Annotated in this window: 14 protein-coding genes; 8 read left to right on the top strand and 6 right to left on the bottom strand. The window is 73.0% G+C overall.

Annotation, left to right across the window (positions count from 1 at the left end):
- Positions 1–108: 108 nt before the first annotated feature.
- A complete protein-coding gene (locus tag ACIP9H_RS03395; protein WP_401957224.1) occupies positions 109–1,677 on the bottom strand; it encodes an MFS transporter in 1,569 nt (522 codons plus the stop codon).
- A gap of 102 nt (positions 1,678–1,779) precedes the next feature.
- On the opposite strand from ACIP9H_RS03395, the gene ACIP9H_RS03390 reads away from it, so the two are divergent.
- Positions 1,780–2,652: a helix-turn-helix transcriptional regulator gene (locus tag ACIP9H_RS03390; RefSeq protein WP_401582632.1), complete on the top strand. Its 873-nt coding sequence runs from the start codon at positions 1,780–1,782 to the stop codon at positions 2,650–2,652.
- Position 2,653: 1 nt separating this feature from the next.
- On the opposite strand, the gene ACIP9H_RS03385 is transcribed toward ACIP9H_RS03390, so the two are convergent.
- From ACIP9H_RS03385 to ACIP9H_RS03375, 3 genes are read right to left on the bottom strand one after another with little or no spacing between them, the layout of a single operon-like run.
- Positions 2,654–3,229: an NADAR family protein gene (locus ACIP9H_RS03385; RefSeq protein WP_401957219.1), complete on the bottom strand. Its 576-nt coding sequence runs from the start codon at positions 3,227–3,229 to the stop codon at positions 2,654–2,656.
- Positions 3,230–3,270: 41 nt separating this feature from the next.
- A complete protein-coding gene (locus tag ACIP9H_RS03380) occupies positions 3,271–3,684 on the bottom strand; it encodes a MarR family winged helix-turn-helix transcriptional regulator (RefSeq protein WP_401582629.1) in 414 nt (137 codons plus the stop codon).
- The gene (locus ACIP9H_RS03375; protein WP_401582628.1) at positions 3,681–5,093 is read right to left on the bottom strand and encodes a DHA2 family efflux MFS transporter permease subunit; all 1,413 of its coding nucleotides are present in this window, start codon (positions 5,091–5,093) and stop codon (positions 3,681–3,683) included. Before ACIP9H_RS03375 ends, ACIP9H_RS03380 begins: the two co-directional genes overlap by 4 nt.
- A gap of 119 nt (positions 5,094–5,212) precedes the next feature.
- Between ACIP9H_RS03375 and dusB the strand changes: the two genes are divergently transcribed.
- The 3 genes from dusB to ACIP9H_RS03360 all read left to right on the top strand — a co-directional run bounded on the left by dusB (position 5,213) and on the right by ACIP9H_RS03360 (position 10,972).
- Positions 5,213–6,364, top strand: a complete 1,152-nt coding sequence (dusB, locus tag ACIP9H_RS03370) for a tRNA dihydrouridine synthase DusB (protein WP_360906739.1) — start codon at positions 5,213–5,215, stop codon at positions 6,362–6,364.
- A gap of 417 nt (positions 6,365–6,781) precedes the next feature.
- Positions 6,782–9,478 (top strand): pyruvate, phosphate dikinase, encoded by a 2,697-nt coding sequence (gene ppdK / locus ACIP9H_RS03365; protein WP_401583196.1) that lies wholly within the window; start codon positions 6,782–6,784, stop codon positions 9,476–9,478.
- A 132-nt stretch (positions 9,479–9,610) separates the two neighbouring features.
- The gene (locus ACIP9H_RS03360; RefSeq protein WP_401582625.1) at positions 9,611–10,972 is read left to right on the top strand and encodes an O-antigen ligase family protein; all 1,362 of its coding nucleotides are present in this window, start codon (positions 9,611–9,613) and stop codon (positions 10,970–10,972) included.
- Between the two features lie 54 nt (positions 10,973–11,026).
- On the opposite strand, the gene ACIP9H_RS03355 is transcribed toward ACIP9H_RS03360, so the two are convergent.
- A complete protein-coding gene (locus ACIP9H_RS03355) occupies positions 11,027–11,224 on the bottom strand; it encodes an antitoxin (protein WP_401582623.1) in 198 nt (65 codons plus the stop codon).
- Between the two features lie 107 nt (positions 11,225–11,331).
- Complete coding sequence (locus tag ACIP9H_RS03350; RefSeq protein ID WP_401957624.1) at positions 11,332–12,033, bottom strand: vancomycin high temperature exclusion protein; 702 nt, start codon at positions 12,031–12,033, stop codon at positions 11,332–11,334.
- 38 nt (positions 12,034–12,071) lie between these two features.
- Here ACIP9H_RS03350 and ACIP9H_RS03345 point away from each other — a divergent pair, with 38 nt between their 5' ends.
- The 4 genes from ACIP9H_RS03345 (at position 12,072) to ACIP9H_RS03330 (ending at position 16,395) form a co-directional block, all read left to right on the top strand.
- On the top strand, positions 12,072–12,500 hold the full coding sequence (locus ACIP9H_RS03345) for a gamma-glutamylcyclotransferase family protein (RefSeq protein WP_401582621.1): 429 nt from the start codon (positions 12,072–12,074) through the stop codon (positions 12,498–12,500).
- Positions 12,501–13,179: 679 nt separating this feature from the next.
- Complete coding sequence (locus ACIP9H_RS03340) at positions 13,180–14,487, top strand: deoxyguanosinetriphosphate triphosphohydrolase (protein WP_401582620.1); 1,308 nt, start codon at positions 13,180–13,182, stop codon at positions 14,485–14,487.
- 162 nt (positions 14,488–14,649) lie between these two features.
- Positions 14,650–15,912 (top strand): NAD(P)/FAD-dependent oxidoreductase, encoded by a 1,263-nt coding sequence (locus ACIP9H_RS03335; protein ID WP_401582619.1) that lies wholly within the window; start codon positions 14,650–14,652, stop codon positions 15,910–15,912.
- Positions 15,913–15,942: 30 nt separating this feature from the next.
- A complete protein-coding gene (locus ACIP9H_RS03330) occupies positions 15,943–16,395 on the top strand; it encodes a GNAT family N-acetyltransferase (protein WP_401582617.1) in 453 nt (150 codons plus the stop codon).
- The last annotated feature ends 27 nt before the right edge of the window (positions 16,396–16,422 follow it).

The raw sequence follows: 16,422 nt of genomic DNA, 5'->3' as shown, positions 1-16,422 counted from the left end.
ATGCACTGACAGATTTCAATATCTGTCAGTGCATGTGCCTGACCCACTCCCTCGTGACCCCCCGACCGGGGGTGCACCCGCCCCGTCATGACCGCCGGGCCGGGTGCCTCACCCCACGTGCCGCGGCAGCCGCAGACTGAACAGCGCCGTGCCCAGGACGGCCGCGAGCTGCACGACCAGCACGATGACCAGGGCGTCCCGCATCCCGTGCCCGGGCGCCAGGGAGAGGAAGAGCGTGCCGAGCGTGGCCACGCCCAGGGCGAGCGCGGACTGCTGCGCGGTCACCATGACCCCGCTGCCCACCCCGGCCCGCGCGGCCGGCACGTCGGCGAGCACCAGCCGGAACAGCACGGGCAGTTGCAGCCCCTGCCCGAAGCCGGCCAGTGCCAGCCCCGGCAGCAGCGCCCAGCCGCTCATGCCCCCCGCGTGCCACTCGCGGGCCACCGACGCCGCCAGCACGGCGACACCCACCGCCTGCACCAGGCCGCCGGCGCTGACCACCCGTCCGCCGTAGCGCAGGACCAGGCGGGGCCCGGCGAGCGAGGCGATGAAGAAAGCCACCGCCATCGGCACCAGCGCGGCCCCGGCCTGCACCGGGCCGTACGCCAGGCCCTCCTGGAGCGCCACCGCGATCACGAACATGAAGCCGCCGAAGCCGAGGGAGAACGGCAGCACCAAAGGCAGCGCCCTGCGCATGCCCGCCGAGTGGAAGAGGCTCGGCGGCACCAGCGGGACCCGTCCCGCGCGGTCCGCCCGGCGCTCGACCAGGTAGAAGGCGATCGAGGCGAAGGGGAAGAGCAGCAGCGACACCCAGGTCCACACCGGCCATCCGGCGGCCCGGCCCTCGGTGAGCGGCGCGAGCAGCGTGATCAGGGACACCGCCAGCAGGAGCGTGCCGGGGCGGTCCACGGGCGCCGGGTGCTCGGAGCGGGTCTCCGGCACACTGCGCGCGGAAAGGAACAGGCCGATCGCCGCGACCGGGACGTTCACCAGGAACACCGCGCGCCAGCCGGTGCCCGCGATGTCCGCGGCGACGAGGATGCCGCCGAGGATCTGGCCGGCGACCATCGACAGGCCGGCGGTGGCACCGTACAGGCTCAGCGCCTTGGCCCGGCGGTGGCCGGAGGTGGCGGAGTGGATGGTGGCCAGCACCTGCGGCAGCATCAGCGCCGCCGAGGCGCCCTGGGCGACGCGCGCCGCCACCAGCGTCCAGGCGTCGGGCGCCAGGCCGCAGGCGAGCGAGGTGAGGCCGAAGGCCGCCATGCCCGCGATGAAGAGCCGGCGGCGGCCGAAGGAGTCGCCGAGCCGCCCGCCGAGCACCAGCAGCACGGCGTAGGCCACGCCGTAGCCGGCGACGACCAGCTCCAGCAGCGCGGCCCCGGCGTGCAGGTCGGATTCGATGGCGGGCAGGGCGACGTTGACGATGAAGAAGTCGATCAGCGGCAGCGCGGCGCCCAGCAGCACGGTGAACAGGCCCAGCGGGCTGAGCGCGGGGGAGGCGGGCGGGGCGGGCGACGCCGCGGAGGTGGTGGAGGCGGCGGAGGCGGCGGAGGATGCCTCGGGAGCGGACGGCGCGGACGCGGCGCCGGTGCCGCCGCGCAGGCGGATCACCCGGGGCTTGACCTGGGCCCGCGACGGCAGGCCGGGGGAGACGGAGAGGTCGTTTCGATCGGTCACCTATGACACGATGGGCCCCTTCCCAAGGTGGTACCAGAGAGCGTTTATCCAGGTATCACAACCACCTGGCAACGGGCTGGGCGATGCGGCACCCTGGGAGTCATGACGACGACCGCAGCAGCCCGGCTGGAACTCGCCTCCTTCCTCCGAAGCCGCCGCGAGCGGATCGCCCCCGAGCAGGTCGGCCTTCCGCCCGGGCGCCGCCGGCGCACCCCGGGACTGCGTCGCGAGGAGGTCGCGCAGCTCGCCGCGGTCGGCGTCACCTGGTACACGTGGCTCGAACAGGCCCGGGAGATCCAGATCTCGGCGCAGGTGGCCGACGCCATCGCCCGCGCGCTGATGCTCGACCCGAACGAGCGGACGCATCTGTTCCTGCTCGCCGGCGTCACCGACCCCAATCCGCTCGCCCGGTGCCCCGGCATGTCGGACCAGATCCGCGAGATGCTCGCCAAGCTGGAGCCGCTGCCGGCCGCCGTCCTCAACAGCCGTACCGATGTCATCGCGCACAACCGCACCTACGGGCGGCTGGTGGCCGACCTCGACGCGCTGCCCTTCGAGGACCGCAACATCATGTGGCTGGCCTTCACCGATCCCGCCTGGCGCGTCGGCATGCCGGACTGGAAGGAGACCAGCCGGCTGATGGTCGCCAAGTACCGTTCCGCGATGGCCGGGCATCTTGCCGAGCCCGCCTGGAAGTCACTGGTGAAGCGGCTGGAGCAGGCGTCGCCGGAGTTCCGCGAACTCTGGGAGCGCCACGAGGTCCAGGAGCCGGAGAACCGCACCAAGCGCTTCCTCAACCCCGATGTCGGCCTGCTCACCTTCGACTTCACCCACCTGTGGCTCGGCCCCCGGCAGGGTCCGCGACTGGTGACCTACACCCCGGCGGACGACGTCACCCGGGAGCGGGTGCAGCGTCTGTACGAGCTGGTCACCGCCCCTGCCGCTGCCTCCCTGCCGCAGGCCGTCCCCGCCTGACTCAGCCGAGCCGGGCCCGGGCCTCCATGAGCGCGAAGCCCAGCAGGTTCAGGCCGCGCCACTGCGCCGGGTCGGCCGCGCGCTCGTCGTCGGCGGCCAGGCCGATGCCCCATATCCGGTCGACCGGGCTGGCCTCGACGAGCACCCGCCGGCCCGTGCCCAGCAGATAGGCGCGCAGCGCCGGGTCCTGCCCGAACTTGGCCGTGTTGCCCGCCACGACGAGCTCCGAGCGCCGCCCTTCCCACGCCTCGCCGTCGAAGCCGCGCACCTGGCGGCCCAGCCGCTTCGCGGCCTGCGGATGCGGCGCGGCGAGGATCTTCGCCAGCGTCTCCTCGTCGCCGAAGAGCCTGGCCTTGCCGGCCATCATCCAGTGCTCGGCCGTCGGGTAGGCGACGCCGTCGACGGAGAACTCCGAGGGCCACCACTGGCTCAGGCAGCCCGCGCCCACGCTGCCGTCCCGCTGCGGGCGGTGCCCCCAGAAGAACAGGTACTTCGGCCGTGTGCCCCGCGTCGCCAGCGCCACGAGGGTTTCGTGGTCGCGTGCGTCGCCCGGCTCGGTGAACGGCGTGTGCGTCATGCCGTGACGGTAACGCGGGGGTACGACAGCGGGCATCGGGATTACCCGTCGAGCAGCCGGCCCAGTATGCGGTCCAGCAGCGCGAGTTCGTCCTCCGGCAGGGCGGCGAGACCCGGCGGGGGAGTGCCGAGGATGCGCTCGGCCTCCGCGGCGGCCGCGGCACCGGCCGCGGTGACCGCCACGACCTTGCGGCGGCGGTCACCGGGGTGCGGGGTGCGGTCCACCAGGCCGCGCCGGGCCAGGTCGTCCACGACGAGCGTGATGTAGGGGCGGTCCGACATGAGGTCGGACGCGAGCTCTCCCGGGGTGACGGGCGCGGCGGCGATCCGGCGCAGTGCCTTGACGCGGAAGAAGCTCATGCCGAGGGCGTCGGCCACCTCCCGGCGGCGCTCGTTGCGTTCCAGGACGAGGGTGCGCAGATTGCGCCACACGCGGTCCGGTGTCCCGTCGTTCACCTGGCGCCCACCATCTCCCGCGGCTCGTCGGCCGCCAGGCGCTGCGCGGCCCGCGCCGCGGTGCCCGCGGCCCAGGAGCCCGTCGTCAGCCAGCCCAGCACCAGCACGACCACGCCGCAGCCGGTGATGATCCACCACGCCGTGATGTCCAGCCCGGCGGCCAGGGCCGCGCCGACGACGGCGACGCCCAACGACTGCCCGACCTGGCGGCTGGTGGAGGCCACGGCCGCGGCGACCCCCGCCTGGGAGCGCGGCATGCCGGAGACGGCGGTGTTGGTGATGGGGGCGTTGACGAAGCCGAAGCCGATGCCGAACAGGACGTACCCGGTGAAGAGCAGGACGTCCGAGGACTGGCCGTGCAGCGCGGCGAAGACCACCCCGCTCGCGGTCGTGGCGGTGCCCGCGAGCAGCAGTGGCAGCCGCGGCCCGCGGCTGCCGACCATGCGGCCGGACAGCGGGGCGAAGACGAGCGCCATGGCGGCCATCGGCAGCAGGTGCAGTCCGGCGTCCAGGGCGGACAGCTTGCGTACGTCCTGGAGGTAGAGGGTGTTGAGGAAGAGGAAGCCGGCGAGCGCGGCGAAGGCGCTCACCGCTATCACCGTGGCCCCGCTGAAGGGCGCGCTGCGGAAGAAGCGGGGGTCGATCAGCGGTTCCCTGCGCCGCCGTTCGTAGCCGATCAGGCCCGCCGCCGAGCACGCGGCGACCACCAGGCAGCCGATGATGAGGGGCGAGCCCCAGCCCGCGCCCGGCGCCTCGATGATCGCGTACGTCAGCGAGCCGAGCAGCGCGATGATCAGCAACTGGCCGACGGGGTCGATGCGGCGCGGCCTGGGCGCCCGGGACTCGGGGACGAACAGGGCGGTCAGCACCAGGGCCAGGAAGCCGATGGGCAGGTTGATCCAGAACACCGAGCGCCAGCCGATGGACTCCACCAGCGCGCCGCCGACGATCGGGCCGGCCGCCATGCTGATGCCGACGACGCCGCCCCACACGCCGATGGCCCGTGCCCGCTCCCGCGGGTCGGTGAAGACGTTGGTGATGATCGACATCGCCACGGGGTTGAGCATCGAGCCGCCGACCGCCTGGAGCATGCGGAAGACCACCAGCCATTCCAGGCTGGGGGCGATGCTGCACAGCCCCGAGGCAACGGTGAAGATCACCAGCCCGATGCGGAAGATCCTGCGCCGTCCGATGCGGTCGGCGGTCGATCCGGAGAGCATCAGGAGCGAGGCCAGCACCAGGGTGTACGCGTCGATCGTCCACTGCAGTCCGGAGATCGAGGCGTGCAGGTCCGCGCGCATGGAGGGCAGCGCCACATTGAGGATCGTGTTGTCGAGGCTGACGATGAGCAGGCTCATGCAGCAGATGGCCAGCACCAGCAGACGCCTGCGGTGGCTGAGCTCCGGCATCGGTACCCCGTCCGCTCCGCCGGGACTCCCGCCCCGGACTTTGATTGTATTTGTGTAACCATTTCAATCTACACCCACCTCGGGCCCGGGTCTCCCGTGCGTACGCGAGAATGGGTGGCATGACTGCAGACGCCATCACCGCCCCGTCGCTCACGATCGGCCCGCACACCGTGTGGCCGCCTGTGGTGCTGGCGCCGATGGCGGGCATCACCAACGCCCCCTTCCGCACGCTGTGCCGGGAGTTCTCCGGCGGCAAGGGGCTCTTCGTCTCCGAGATGATCACCACTCGGGCGCTCGTCGAGCGCAATGAGAAGACCATGCAGCTCATCCACTTCGACAAGAGCGAGAACCCCCGCTCGATCCAGCTGTACGGGGTGGACCCGGTGATCGTCGGCAAGGCGGTCCGGATGATCGTCGACGAGGACCTGGCCGACCACATCGACCTCAACTTCGGCTGCCCGGTCCCCAAGGTGACCCGCAAGGGCGGCGGTGCGGCCCTGCCGTACAAGCGCAACCTGTTCCGGTCGATCCTGCGCGAGGCCGTCGCGGGCGCGGGCGACCTGCCGGTCACCATCAAGATGCGCACGGGCATCGACGACGATCACGTCACCTACCTGGACGCGGGCCGTATCGCCGTCGAGGAGGGGATCGCCGCCGTCGCGCTGCACGGCAGGTCGCTCGCCCAGCACTACGGCGGCTCGGCCGACTGGGAGAAGGTCGCCCGCTTGAAGGAGCACGTCCCGGAGATCCCCGTGCTCGGCAACGGTGACATCTGGAGCGCCGAGGACGCGGTCCGGCTGATGCGCGAGACCGGTTGCGACGGCGTGGTCGTGGGCCGTGCCTGCCTGGGCCGGCCCTGGCTGTTCGGCGACTTCGTCGCCGCCTTCGAGGGCGGCGGCGACCTGGCCACCCCGGCGCTGCGCGAGGTCGCGGGGGTGATGCGGCGCCACGCCGAGCTGCTCGGGGAGTGGCTGGGTGACGAGGAGCGCGGCGTGATCGACTTCCGCAAGCACGTGGCCTGGTACACCAAGGGCTTCTCGGTCGGCTCCGAGATGCGCCGCAAGCTCGCGATGGCGTCCTCCCTGGCCGAGCTCGACGCGCACCTCGACGGACTCGAACTCGACCAGGAATGGCCGGATGGCGCCGAGGGCCCGCGCGGCCGTACGGCGGCGGGCAAGCGCGTGGCGCTCCCGGACGGCTGGCTGGAGGACCCGTACGACTGCTCGGTGGTCGTCGACGCGGACGCGGAATCGGACACTTCCGGCGGCTGACGGCATTCCGGGCGGCCGTGGGGCCGTCCGCCGGGCCTGATGCGGCGTCGGCGGGGCGAGTGATTCTCGCCACGTCTGATAGGTGCGTTGCTCAGATGAGCACGCCGAGTGTCGCATCACCTCTCTTAGAGGTGGCACTGGGTGCCATCGTTGTCGTCGCCATCCGGTCAAGCCATCCCTCGCATGGAGTAACAGAAACCGCTGACAGTGATCACCGGGCGGCATCATGTGTTCGAGGATTGAATGCATCCGATGCCCGCCCGAACCGGTCCCGCGCTTTCGATCTGTCGGCCGATGGGTGGTTACAGCCGTGTGACCTGGTGATGGACGTACTGCAGCGCCTTAGGGATGGGTACGCTCCCCGCCGTCAGGGCATCCCGGCCGCGAGGAGCGAGTCCCGTGTCGGAAGAACAAGAAATCCAGAAGTTCGTCTACGACTTCACCGAGGGCAACAAGGACCTCAAGGACCTTCTCGGCGGCAAGGGCGCCAACCTGGCCGAGATGACCAACCTCGGCCTGCCCGTCCCTCCGGGCTTCACGATCACCACCGAGGCCTGCAAGGTCTACCTGGGCTCCGGCTCCGAACCCGCGGCCCTGCGCGACGAGGTGAGTGCGCACCTCGACGCGCTGGAACAGCGGATGGGCAAGAAGCTCGGCCAGCCGGACAACCCCCTGCTGGTCTCCGTGCGCTCCGGGGCGAAGTTCAGCATGCCGGGCATGATGGACACCGTCCTCAACATCGGCCTGTCCGACGACTCCGTGGCCGGGCTCGCGGCGCAGGCCGGCGACGAGCGCTTCGCCTGGGACTCCTACCGCCGCCTGATCCAGATGTTCGGCAAGACCGTGCTGGGCGTGGAGGGCGACCTCTTCGAGGAGGCCCTGGAGGACGCCAAGCGCGCCAAGGGCACCCACAGCGACCTCGACCTGGACGCCGCCGACCTGCGCGGCCTGGTCGAGCAGTTCAAGGCCGTCGTGGCCAAGGAGACCGGCCGGGACTTCCCGCAGGACCCGCGCGAGCAGATGGACATGGCCGTCCGGGCCGTCTTCGAGTCCTGGAACGGCGAGCGCGCCATCCTCTACCGCCGCCAGGAGCGCATCCCCGGCGACCTCGGCACGGCCGTCAACATCTGCTCCATGGTCTTCGGCAACCTCGGCCCCGACTCCGGCACCGGCGTCGCCTTCACCCGCGACCCCGCCACCGGCCACCAGGGCGTGTACGGCGACTACCTGTGCAACGCGCAGGGCGAGGACGTCGTCGCGGGCATCCGCAACACCGTCCCGCTCGCCGAGCTGGAGCAGCTCGACAAGACCTCGTACGACCAGCTCATGAAGATCATGGAGACCCTCGAGACGCACTACAAGGACCTGTGCGACATCGAGTTCACCATCGAGCGCGGCAAGTTGTGGATGCTGCAGACCCGGGTCGGCAAGCGCACCGCGGCCGCCGCCTTCCGCATCGCCACCCAGCTGGTCGACCAGGGGCTCATCGACGAGGCCGAGGCCCTGCAGCGGGTCAACGGCAGCCAGCTCGCGCAGCTGATGTTCCCGCGCTTCGACGAGAAGGCGAAGTCCGAGCGGATCGGCTGGGGCATCGCCGCCTCGCCGGGCGCGGCGGTCGGCAAGGCCGTCTTCGACTCGTACACCGCGGTGAAGTGGTCGCGCTCCGGCGAGAAGGTCATCCTCATCCGCCGCGAGACCAACCCCGACGACCTCAACGGCATGATCGCCGCCGAGGGCATCCTCACCTCGCGCGGCGGCAAGACCTCGCACGCCGCCGTCGTCGCCCGCGGCATGGGCAAGACCTGCGTCTGCGGCGCCGAGGAGCTGGAGGTCGACACCAAGCGGCGGCGCATGACGGCGCCCGGCGGGGTGGTGGTCGAGGAGGGCGACGTCGTCTCCATCGACGGCTCCTCCGGCAAGGTCTACCTGGGCACCGTCCCCGTCGTGCCGTCCCCCGTCGTGGAGTACTTCGAGGGCCGCATGCACGCGGGCGCCGACGACGCCGACGAACTCGTGCAGGCCGTGCACCGGATCATGGCCTACGCCGACCGCGTCCGCCGGCTGCGGGTGCGCGCCAACGCCGACAACGCCGAGGACGCCTCGCGCGCCCGCCGCTTCGGCGCCCAGGGCATCGGCCTGTGCCGCACCGAGCACATGTTCCTCGGCGAGCGCCGCGAACTCGTCGAGCGCCTCATCCTCGCCGACACCGACACCGAGCGCGAGCAGGCACTGAGCGCCCTGCTGCCGCTCCAGCGGTCCGACTTCGTCGAGCTCTTCGAGGCGATGGACGGCCTGCCGGTGACCGTGCGCCTGCTCGACCCGCCGCTGCACGAGTTCCTGCCCGACATCACCGAGCTGTCGGTGCGCGTCGCGCTCGCCGAGTCCCGCAAGGACGCCAACGAGAACGACCTGCGGCTGCTCCAGGCCGTCCACAAGCTCCACGAGCAGAACCCGATGCTGGGCCTGCGCGGCGTACGCCTCGGCCTGGTCATCCCCGGCCTGTTCGCGATGCAGGTGCGGGCGATCGCCGAGGCCGCGGCCGAGCGCAAGCACGCCAAGGGCGACCCGCGGGCCGAGATCATGATCCCGCTGGTGGGCACCGTCCAGGAGCTGGAGATCGTCCGTGACGAGGCCGAGTCGGTCATCGCCGAGGTCCAGGCCGCCACCGGCACCGAACTCGCCCTCGCCCTCGGCACGATGATCGAACTGCCCCGGGCCGCCCTGACCGCCGCGCAGATCGCCGAGGCCGCGGAGTTCTTCTCCTTCGGCACCAACGACCTCACCCAGACCGTGTGGGGCTTCTCCCGCGACGACGTGGAGGCCAGCTTCTTCACGGCGTACCTGGAGAAGGGCATCTTCGGCGTCTCCCCGTTCGAGACCATCGACCGCGACGGCGTCGGCTCGCTGGTGAAGTCCGCCGCCGAGGCCGGCCGCGCCACCCGCCCCGGCCTCAAGCTGGGCGTCTGCGGCGAGCACGGCGGCGACCCCGAGTCCGTCCACTTCTTCCACGAGGTGGGCCTGGACTACGTGTCCTGCTCCCCGTTCCGCATCCCCGTCGCCCGCCTGGAGGCGGGCCGGGCCGCGGCGCAGAACAGGGGCAACGGCACCCGGTAACCAACCCGGCACCCAGAGACCATCTCCCACCCTCACCGGGGGCGGCACCTTTGTGCGAAGGTGCCGCCCCCGCTTCCCTTTGTTCGTCCCCACGACACCGGGCCGCCCGGTTCCGCGGTCAGGGTGGGGCGCATGGCAGCTCCCCGGCCCCTGCAGGCGGTCCTCCACGTCGTGCCGCTCATGGTGCTCGCGGTCGTCCTCCTCGACTCCGCGACCGACTTCTTCCCCGACGACCCGCTGACCGGCGTCGTCACCCCGGCGCGCCTCGCGCTCGGCCTCGGCCTCGTGGCGCTGGTGGCCGGCGGCGCACGGCTGAGCAGCTTCCGCACGCGGCTGGACCTGCCCGTCGTGGTCCTGCTGGGTGCCGCGACGGCGACCACCTTCCTCGGCGGGCACCCCACCGCCCCGCTGCGCGGACTGCTGACCGTGGTCGCCGGCTTCTACTTCGTCGTCGGGCTGCGGCGCACCCAGCCCGAGTCCTGGCGGGCCTTCGGCCTGCTGGCGACGGTCTGCGTCGCGGCGGCCGGCACGGCGGCCTTCACCCAGGTCACCAATGACGTGCCCACCGGCTTCTGCCGCACCGGGCTGCTCACCGACGTGGGCTGCGGCGCCGGCGGCGACGCGGCGCTGACCCGGGCCGTGGGCACCTTCTCCAACCCGAACCTGCTGTCCGCCTTCCTCGTCCTGCTGACCCCGTTCCTGCTGCTCGCCTTCGTGGCGGTCGGCGAGCGCACGGCGGCGACCGCGGTCACCCTGGTGGCGGTGGTGGCGTACGGGGCCGTGCTCACGACGTACTCGCGCGCCGGCTACGTGGCCGCCGTCGCGGGCCTGCTGGTGCTGGGCGGCGCCTACTGGGTCGCGCCCCGCCTCGACCGGCGGCAGCGCCGGATCGCGACCGCCGGAGGCCTGCTGCTCCTGCTGGGCGGCGGTGCGGCGATCTGGCAGACGTCCCGGGCCGGCGACTCGCTGGGCGTGCGCGGGGGCGTGTGGGAGGCGGCGCTGCGGATCGCGGCCCACAACCCGATGGGCGTCGGGCTCGACCGGGCCGGCGCGGTCGTCTCCGCGGCCGTCCCCGGCGACCAGGTCTTCGTGCACACCCACAACATGTGGCTGAACTGGCTGGTGGAGACCGGCCCCGTCGGACTGCTGGGCATGCTCGGCATCACGGTGGTGGCCCTGCTGAGCGCGGCCCGGGCCGCGCGCGAGAAGTCGGTGATCGGCACCGCGGGGCTGGCCGCCCTCACCGGGTTCTTCCTGAGCGCGATGGTGGACCACCCCGCCAACCAGGACCGCATCGCCGCGCTGCTCTGGCTCGTTCTGGGCGTCGTCATGGCCGAGGTGCCCGCACGCTGGCGCCGCCCCGCCCCCACGGCCCCCCACACGCCCCCGGCCGCCGCCCTGCCCGCGCCCCGGCACGGCGCCGGACGGCCCATCTCCGCCCGGCCGGCGGCACCGGTGCCGGCCCTGACGCAGCGGCCGGAAACCCTGGGCTGAGCGCGGGCCGGGCCGCCGCGCGCCGCCGGAAGCGGGCGCGGCGGCCCGCCGGCGTCAGGGCTGCGGAGGCCGGTTCCCGCCCGATTCGCCCGTGCCGTACTCGTCGCTCAGCTTGTCCTGGGCGGTGTCGACCTGGCGCTGGTACTTGCCGCCGGTCCTCTCGTCGATCGTGTCGCCACCCTTGTCGATGCCCTTCTGGGCCTGACTCTCGTGGCCCTTCAGCTTGGCCTTGATCTTGTCCAACATGGACATCGCTGTCCTCCTTGCCGTGAGGCGGGACTCCTCCCAGCATCACCGCCCCACTGAAGATCCGCATCCGGAACCGCGCCCAATGCCGCAGGTGGGGAGCGGTTCGGCGGTCAGCGCAGCGCTCGCGCGACGCCCTGTTCGCGAGGGCCGAGGAACCGCGGGTCCGGGGTGAGGACGGCGTCGACGGCGGCCTTGGCGGCGCCGGCGATCTCGCGGGCGCCGCCGTAGTACCAGGTGACGTCGCGGGGCTCGTCGACACCGACCCCGTACGCGTCGATGCCCGCAGCACGGCACAGGGCGAGCGCACGGCGGATGTGGAACCCCTGGCTCACCAGGAGCGCGTGGTCGACGCCGAAGATGCGCCTGGCGCGGGTGCAGGAGTCCCAGGTGTCGAAGCCGGCGTAGTCCAGGACGACCTTCGCGCGCGGGACGCCGTGCGTGGCGAGGTAGTCCCGCATGGCCGTCGGCTCGTCGTAGTCGGTGCGGCTGTTGTCGCCGGTGACCAGGACCGCCCGCACCTTCCCGGCGGAGTACAGGGCCGAGGCCGCGTCGAGCCGGTGGGCCAGATAGGGCGAGGGCTCGCCGTTCCACAGCCCGGCGCCGAAGACGACCGCGACCGGTTCGGCGGGCGCGTCGGCCAGGGTGCGGACCCGCGGGTCCGCGGTCAGCTGGAGCCATGTGGCGGGCAGCAGCGCCAGCACGCACACCGCCACGGCCGCACGCAGCAACCGCCGCCTGCCCCGCCTGGACCTGGGCAGGCGTGCCGCCAGGGCCCCGGCACCTGTCCGTACCTTCCCGCGCAACCGCTTCACGCCCGAGTCGACGCCGCCCACGTCCCTGCGGTTCCATGATGACCGTGCGAGACGACCACTCCCGCCTCCCGTTCTTCGTGTACGGGACCTTGCGGCCCGGCGAGATCAACCACTCCTGGCTGCTGCGCGGCCGCATCGCCACGGAGACCCCGGCCGTCCTCCACGGCGCCCTGCTCTTCGACGGCCCCGGCTACCCGTACGCCGTGTCCGACGCGCGCGGTCATGTCCAGGGCGATGTCGTGCGTCCGGTCGACGACCTCTACGAGGACGTCCTCGCCGACCTCGACCGGCTGGAGGAGTACACCCCCGGCGCGGCCGACAACCTCTACGAACGCGTCGTCCGCGACGTCCGCACCTACGCCGGCCGGACCCTCCCCGCCTGGGTGTACCTCGCCGCCCCCGCCCACGAACGCGACCTGCGCGCCTCCGGCCGCCCCATCCACGGCGGCGACTGGAAACACCGCTGACACGGCGGCTGCGCCGCGCCGTGCGGGTCCCGCTCATGCGGGCGCAGGCATCCGGGCGGCCGGGGCCGGGGTCGTCGCGGATGGTTGCGGTGGCCCTGGGGCCCGCGGACGGAGCGGGCGCTGACGGTGCGTCCGGGCTGTCCTGACCACGATGAGTGCTCGCGGCCTGCGTTGCGCTGCGCGGTGAGGCCGTGACCCGGCGGCGCCGCGGACGCTGACGGTGTGCTGGGCTCCGGAGTTGAACGCCGTGCCGGTCCGTCTCATGCCGGCGCGGGGTCAGCATGTCGCCGCCGGTCCCCCCGGGTCTTGGCCCCGGGCCGCAACTGGGCGGCCCGGATCGCCGGGCCGCACGCCCCGCTTGCGGAAGCACTGCACGTCCCGGTGGCCGGGGCCGGCCGCCGCGGGGTCGTGCGACCCGAGGTCCGCGCAGGACGCGGGTCCGTTGCGGGCACGGCCGGCGGCGCCCCGATGGGTACGGGGTGCCCGAGCCGGTTGCCGAGGGGCCGAGGCGCCGCCTCGCGAATTGCCGGGCCGGACTGATTCGCGGCCGCCGCGCCACCGGGTGCGGCACCCCGCTGCGACCAGGCACGGGCCGCGCCCGGAAGGTCCACCCAGCGGCGCGGACCGGCCGGGCGGCGCGGAGCGGCCCGTGCGGGGCCGCGCCGGATACTGTCGCCGTATGGACCTGAACCACCAGGCAGCGGACGAGTACGCCCCCTACAGCCAGGCCGACACCGAGCGCTATGTGCCCGAGCCGGACAAGCGGCCCGGCCGCACCTCGTTCCAGCGGGACCGCGCGCGCATGCTGCACTCGGCCGGGCTGCGCAAGCTCGCCGGCAAGACCCAGGTGGTGGATCCGGTCGACGACGAGCGGGCGATCAACAGCAGCCCGCGCACGCGGCTCACCCACAGCCTGGAGTGCGCCCAGGTCGGCCGGGAGCTCGGTGCCGCGCTCGGCTGCGACCCGGACCTGGTGGAGACGGCGTGCCTGGCGCACGACATCGGCCACCCGCCCTTCGGGCACAACGGCGAGATGGTGCTCGCCGAGGTCGCCCAGGACTGCGGCGGCTTCGAGGGGAACGCGCAGAGCCTGCGCATCATCACCCGCCTGGAGCCCAAGCGCTTCACGCACGACGACGACGGCGCGCTGGTCAGCGTCGGCCTCAACCTCACCCGTGCGGCGCTGGACGCGGCCACCAAGTACCCCTGGCCGCGGGGGGCCCATCCCACGCAGCCCGGCAGTCCGAAGTTCGGGGTCTACGAGGACGACCTGCCGGTCTTCGCGTGGCTGCGCCGCACCGCGCCGGCGGACCGCCCGTACGGGCAGTGCTTCGAGGCGCAGGTCATGGACTGGGCGGACGACGTGGCGTACTCCGTCCACGACGTCGAGGACGGGCTGCACGCCGGCCATCTGGACCCGGCCGTGCTGCTGGCCGAGCCGGAGCGGCGCGAGATCTTCGCCGTGGCCGCCGCGCGCTACGCGCCGGGCGCCGCCGAGGACGAGCTCGCCGAGACCCTGGACCGGCTGCTGGACATGGAGTGGTGGCCGCACGGCTTCGACGGATCGGCCATCGCGCAGGCCCGGTTGAAGGACGCCACCTCTCAGCTCATCGGCCGGTTCTGCCTCGCCGCCGAGCGCGCCACCCGGGACGCCTACGGCACCGGCCGGCTCACGCGCTACCGCGCGCAGCTGGTCGTGCCGCGCGAACAGCGCCTGGAGTGCGCGGTGCTCAAGGCGGTCGCCGACCGCTATGTGATGCAGCGAGAGGCGCAGGAGCGGCGGCGCGCCCAGCAGCGGGTGGTGATCGGCGAGCTGGCCGAGGCGCTGCTCGCGCGGGCGCCCGAGGGGCTGGACCCGCAGTTCCGCGGGATGTTCGACGCGGCCAAGGACGACCGGGCCCGCAAGCGGGCCGTCGTCGACCAGATCGCCTCCCTGACCGACTCGGCGGCGACCGCCTTGCACGCCCGGCTCACCGCCGGGCGGTGAGCCCCCGGCGGGCCCCCGGCCGCCCCCTGGAGGGTGTCCGGGAGACGCCCGACCCGGCGCGGCACTCTTCCCGTGGGCCGTGCCGTGCGGGACGCTCACCTCACTGGCAATTGCCAGAGGGAGGGCACCCGGGCACCCGAGGGACTTTCAGGGAGGCGCACAGTGGTGGACGCAGACCAGACATTCGTCATCGTCGGGGCGGGACTCGCGGGGGCGAAAGCGGCGGAGACGCTTCGCTCCGAGGGGTTCACCGGCCGCGTGATACTGATCGGGGACGAGCGCGACCACCCGTACGAGCGCCCACCGCTGTCCAAGGGGTTCCTGCTGGGCAACGAGGAGCGCGACTCGGTCTTCGTGCACCCCGCCGCGTGGTACGCCGAGCACGACGTGGAGCTCCATCTCGGCCAGCCGGTCACCGGACTGGACCGGGCGGCCAAGCGCATCACGCTGGGCGACGGCACCTCCATCCCGTACGACAAGCTGCTGCTGGCCACCGGGGCGGAGCCGCGCCGGCTGGACATCCCCGGCACCGACCTCGCGGGCGTGCACCACCTGCGGCGGCTCGCGCACGCCGAGCGGCTGAAGAACGTGCTGACCACCCTCGGCCGGGAGAACGGCCATCTGGTCGTCGCCGGGGCGGGCTGGATCGGCCTGGAGGTCGCGGCGGCCGCCCGGGGCTACGGCGTCGAGGTCACCGTGGTGGAGGCGCAGCCGTGCCCGCTGCACTCGGTGCTCGGCCCCGAACTGGGCGAGGTCTTCGCGGACCTGCACCGCGAGCACGGCGTGCGGTTCCACTTCGGCGCGAAACTCACCGGGATCACCGGCCAGGACGGCATGGTGCTGTCCGCCCTCACCGACGACGGCGAGGAGCACCCCGCCCACGACGTGCTCGCCGCCATCGGCGCCGCGCCGCGCACCGCGCTGGCCGAGGCCGCCGGGCTCGCCCTCGCCGACCGCGAGGCCGGCGGCGGCATCGCCGTCGACGCGTCGCTGCGCACCTCCGACCCCGACATCTTCGCGGCCGGGGATGTCGCCAACGCCGAACACCCGCTGCTGGGCGGCCGGTTGCGGGTGGAGCACTGGGCGAACGCGCTGAACAGCGGGCCGGTGGCGGCGCGCGCGATGCTGGGCAAGGAGGTGAGCTACGACCGCGTCCCGTACTTCTTCACCGACCAGTACGACCTGGGCATGGAGTTCTCCGGGCACGCCGCCCCGGGAACGTACGACCAGGTGCTGGCCCGCGGCGACGTCGGCAAGCGGCAGTTCATCGCGTTCTGGCTGCGCGAGGGCCGGGTGCTCGCCGGGATGAACGTCAATGTGTGGGACGTCACCGACAGCATCCAGAAACTCATCCGCTCCGGCCGCCGGGTCGACGCCGAGGCGCTCGCCGACCCCGCCGTGCCCCTGAACTCCCTGCTGGAATGAGCGCCCGCACGGTCGCCTAGCATGGTCCTCATGGAGTTCCGTACCGCTGTCGTGCCCGTCGAGGAGATCTTCGATCTGCGCTGGACCGTGCTGAGGCCGGGACTGCCGCGCGCATCCGCGATCTTCGTCGAGGACGGCCACCCGGCCGCGTTCCACATGGCGGGCTACGACGGCGAAGGCGCCCTCGCCCCGGTCGTGACATGCGTCACGCTCTTCCCGGAGCAGCTGCCGGGGCACCAGGAGGCCGCCTACCGCATCCGCGGCATGGCCACCGCCGCCGAGGTACGCGGCCGCGGACTGGGCTCCGCGCTGCTGGGCGCGGCCCTCGCGGAGGCCCGGGAGCGCGGGGCGGAGCTGGTCTGGTGCAACGGCCGCACGTCGGCCCGCGGTTTCTGGGAGGGCCAGGGCTTCACGGCGGTGGGCGAGGAGTTCGTCCTGCAGCCCGCGGGCCCGCACTTCCTGTTCGTCGCCAAGCTGGTCTGACCGCGCCCGGGCGGCGCCGTAGAATCC

Origin of the sequence: Streptomyces sp. NPDC088732, assembly GCF_044751205.1 — a bacterium.
Taxonomy (GTDB): domain Bacteria; phylum Actinomycetota; class Actinomycetes; order Streptomycetales; family Streptomycetaceae; genus Actinacidiphila.
Note: the sequence above shows the minus strand (reverse complement) of the source record. Positions and strands in the feature narration are given on the sequence as shown.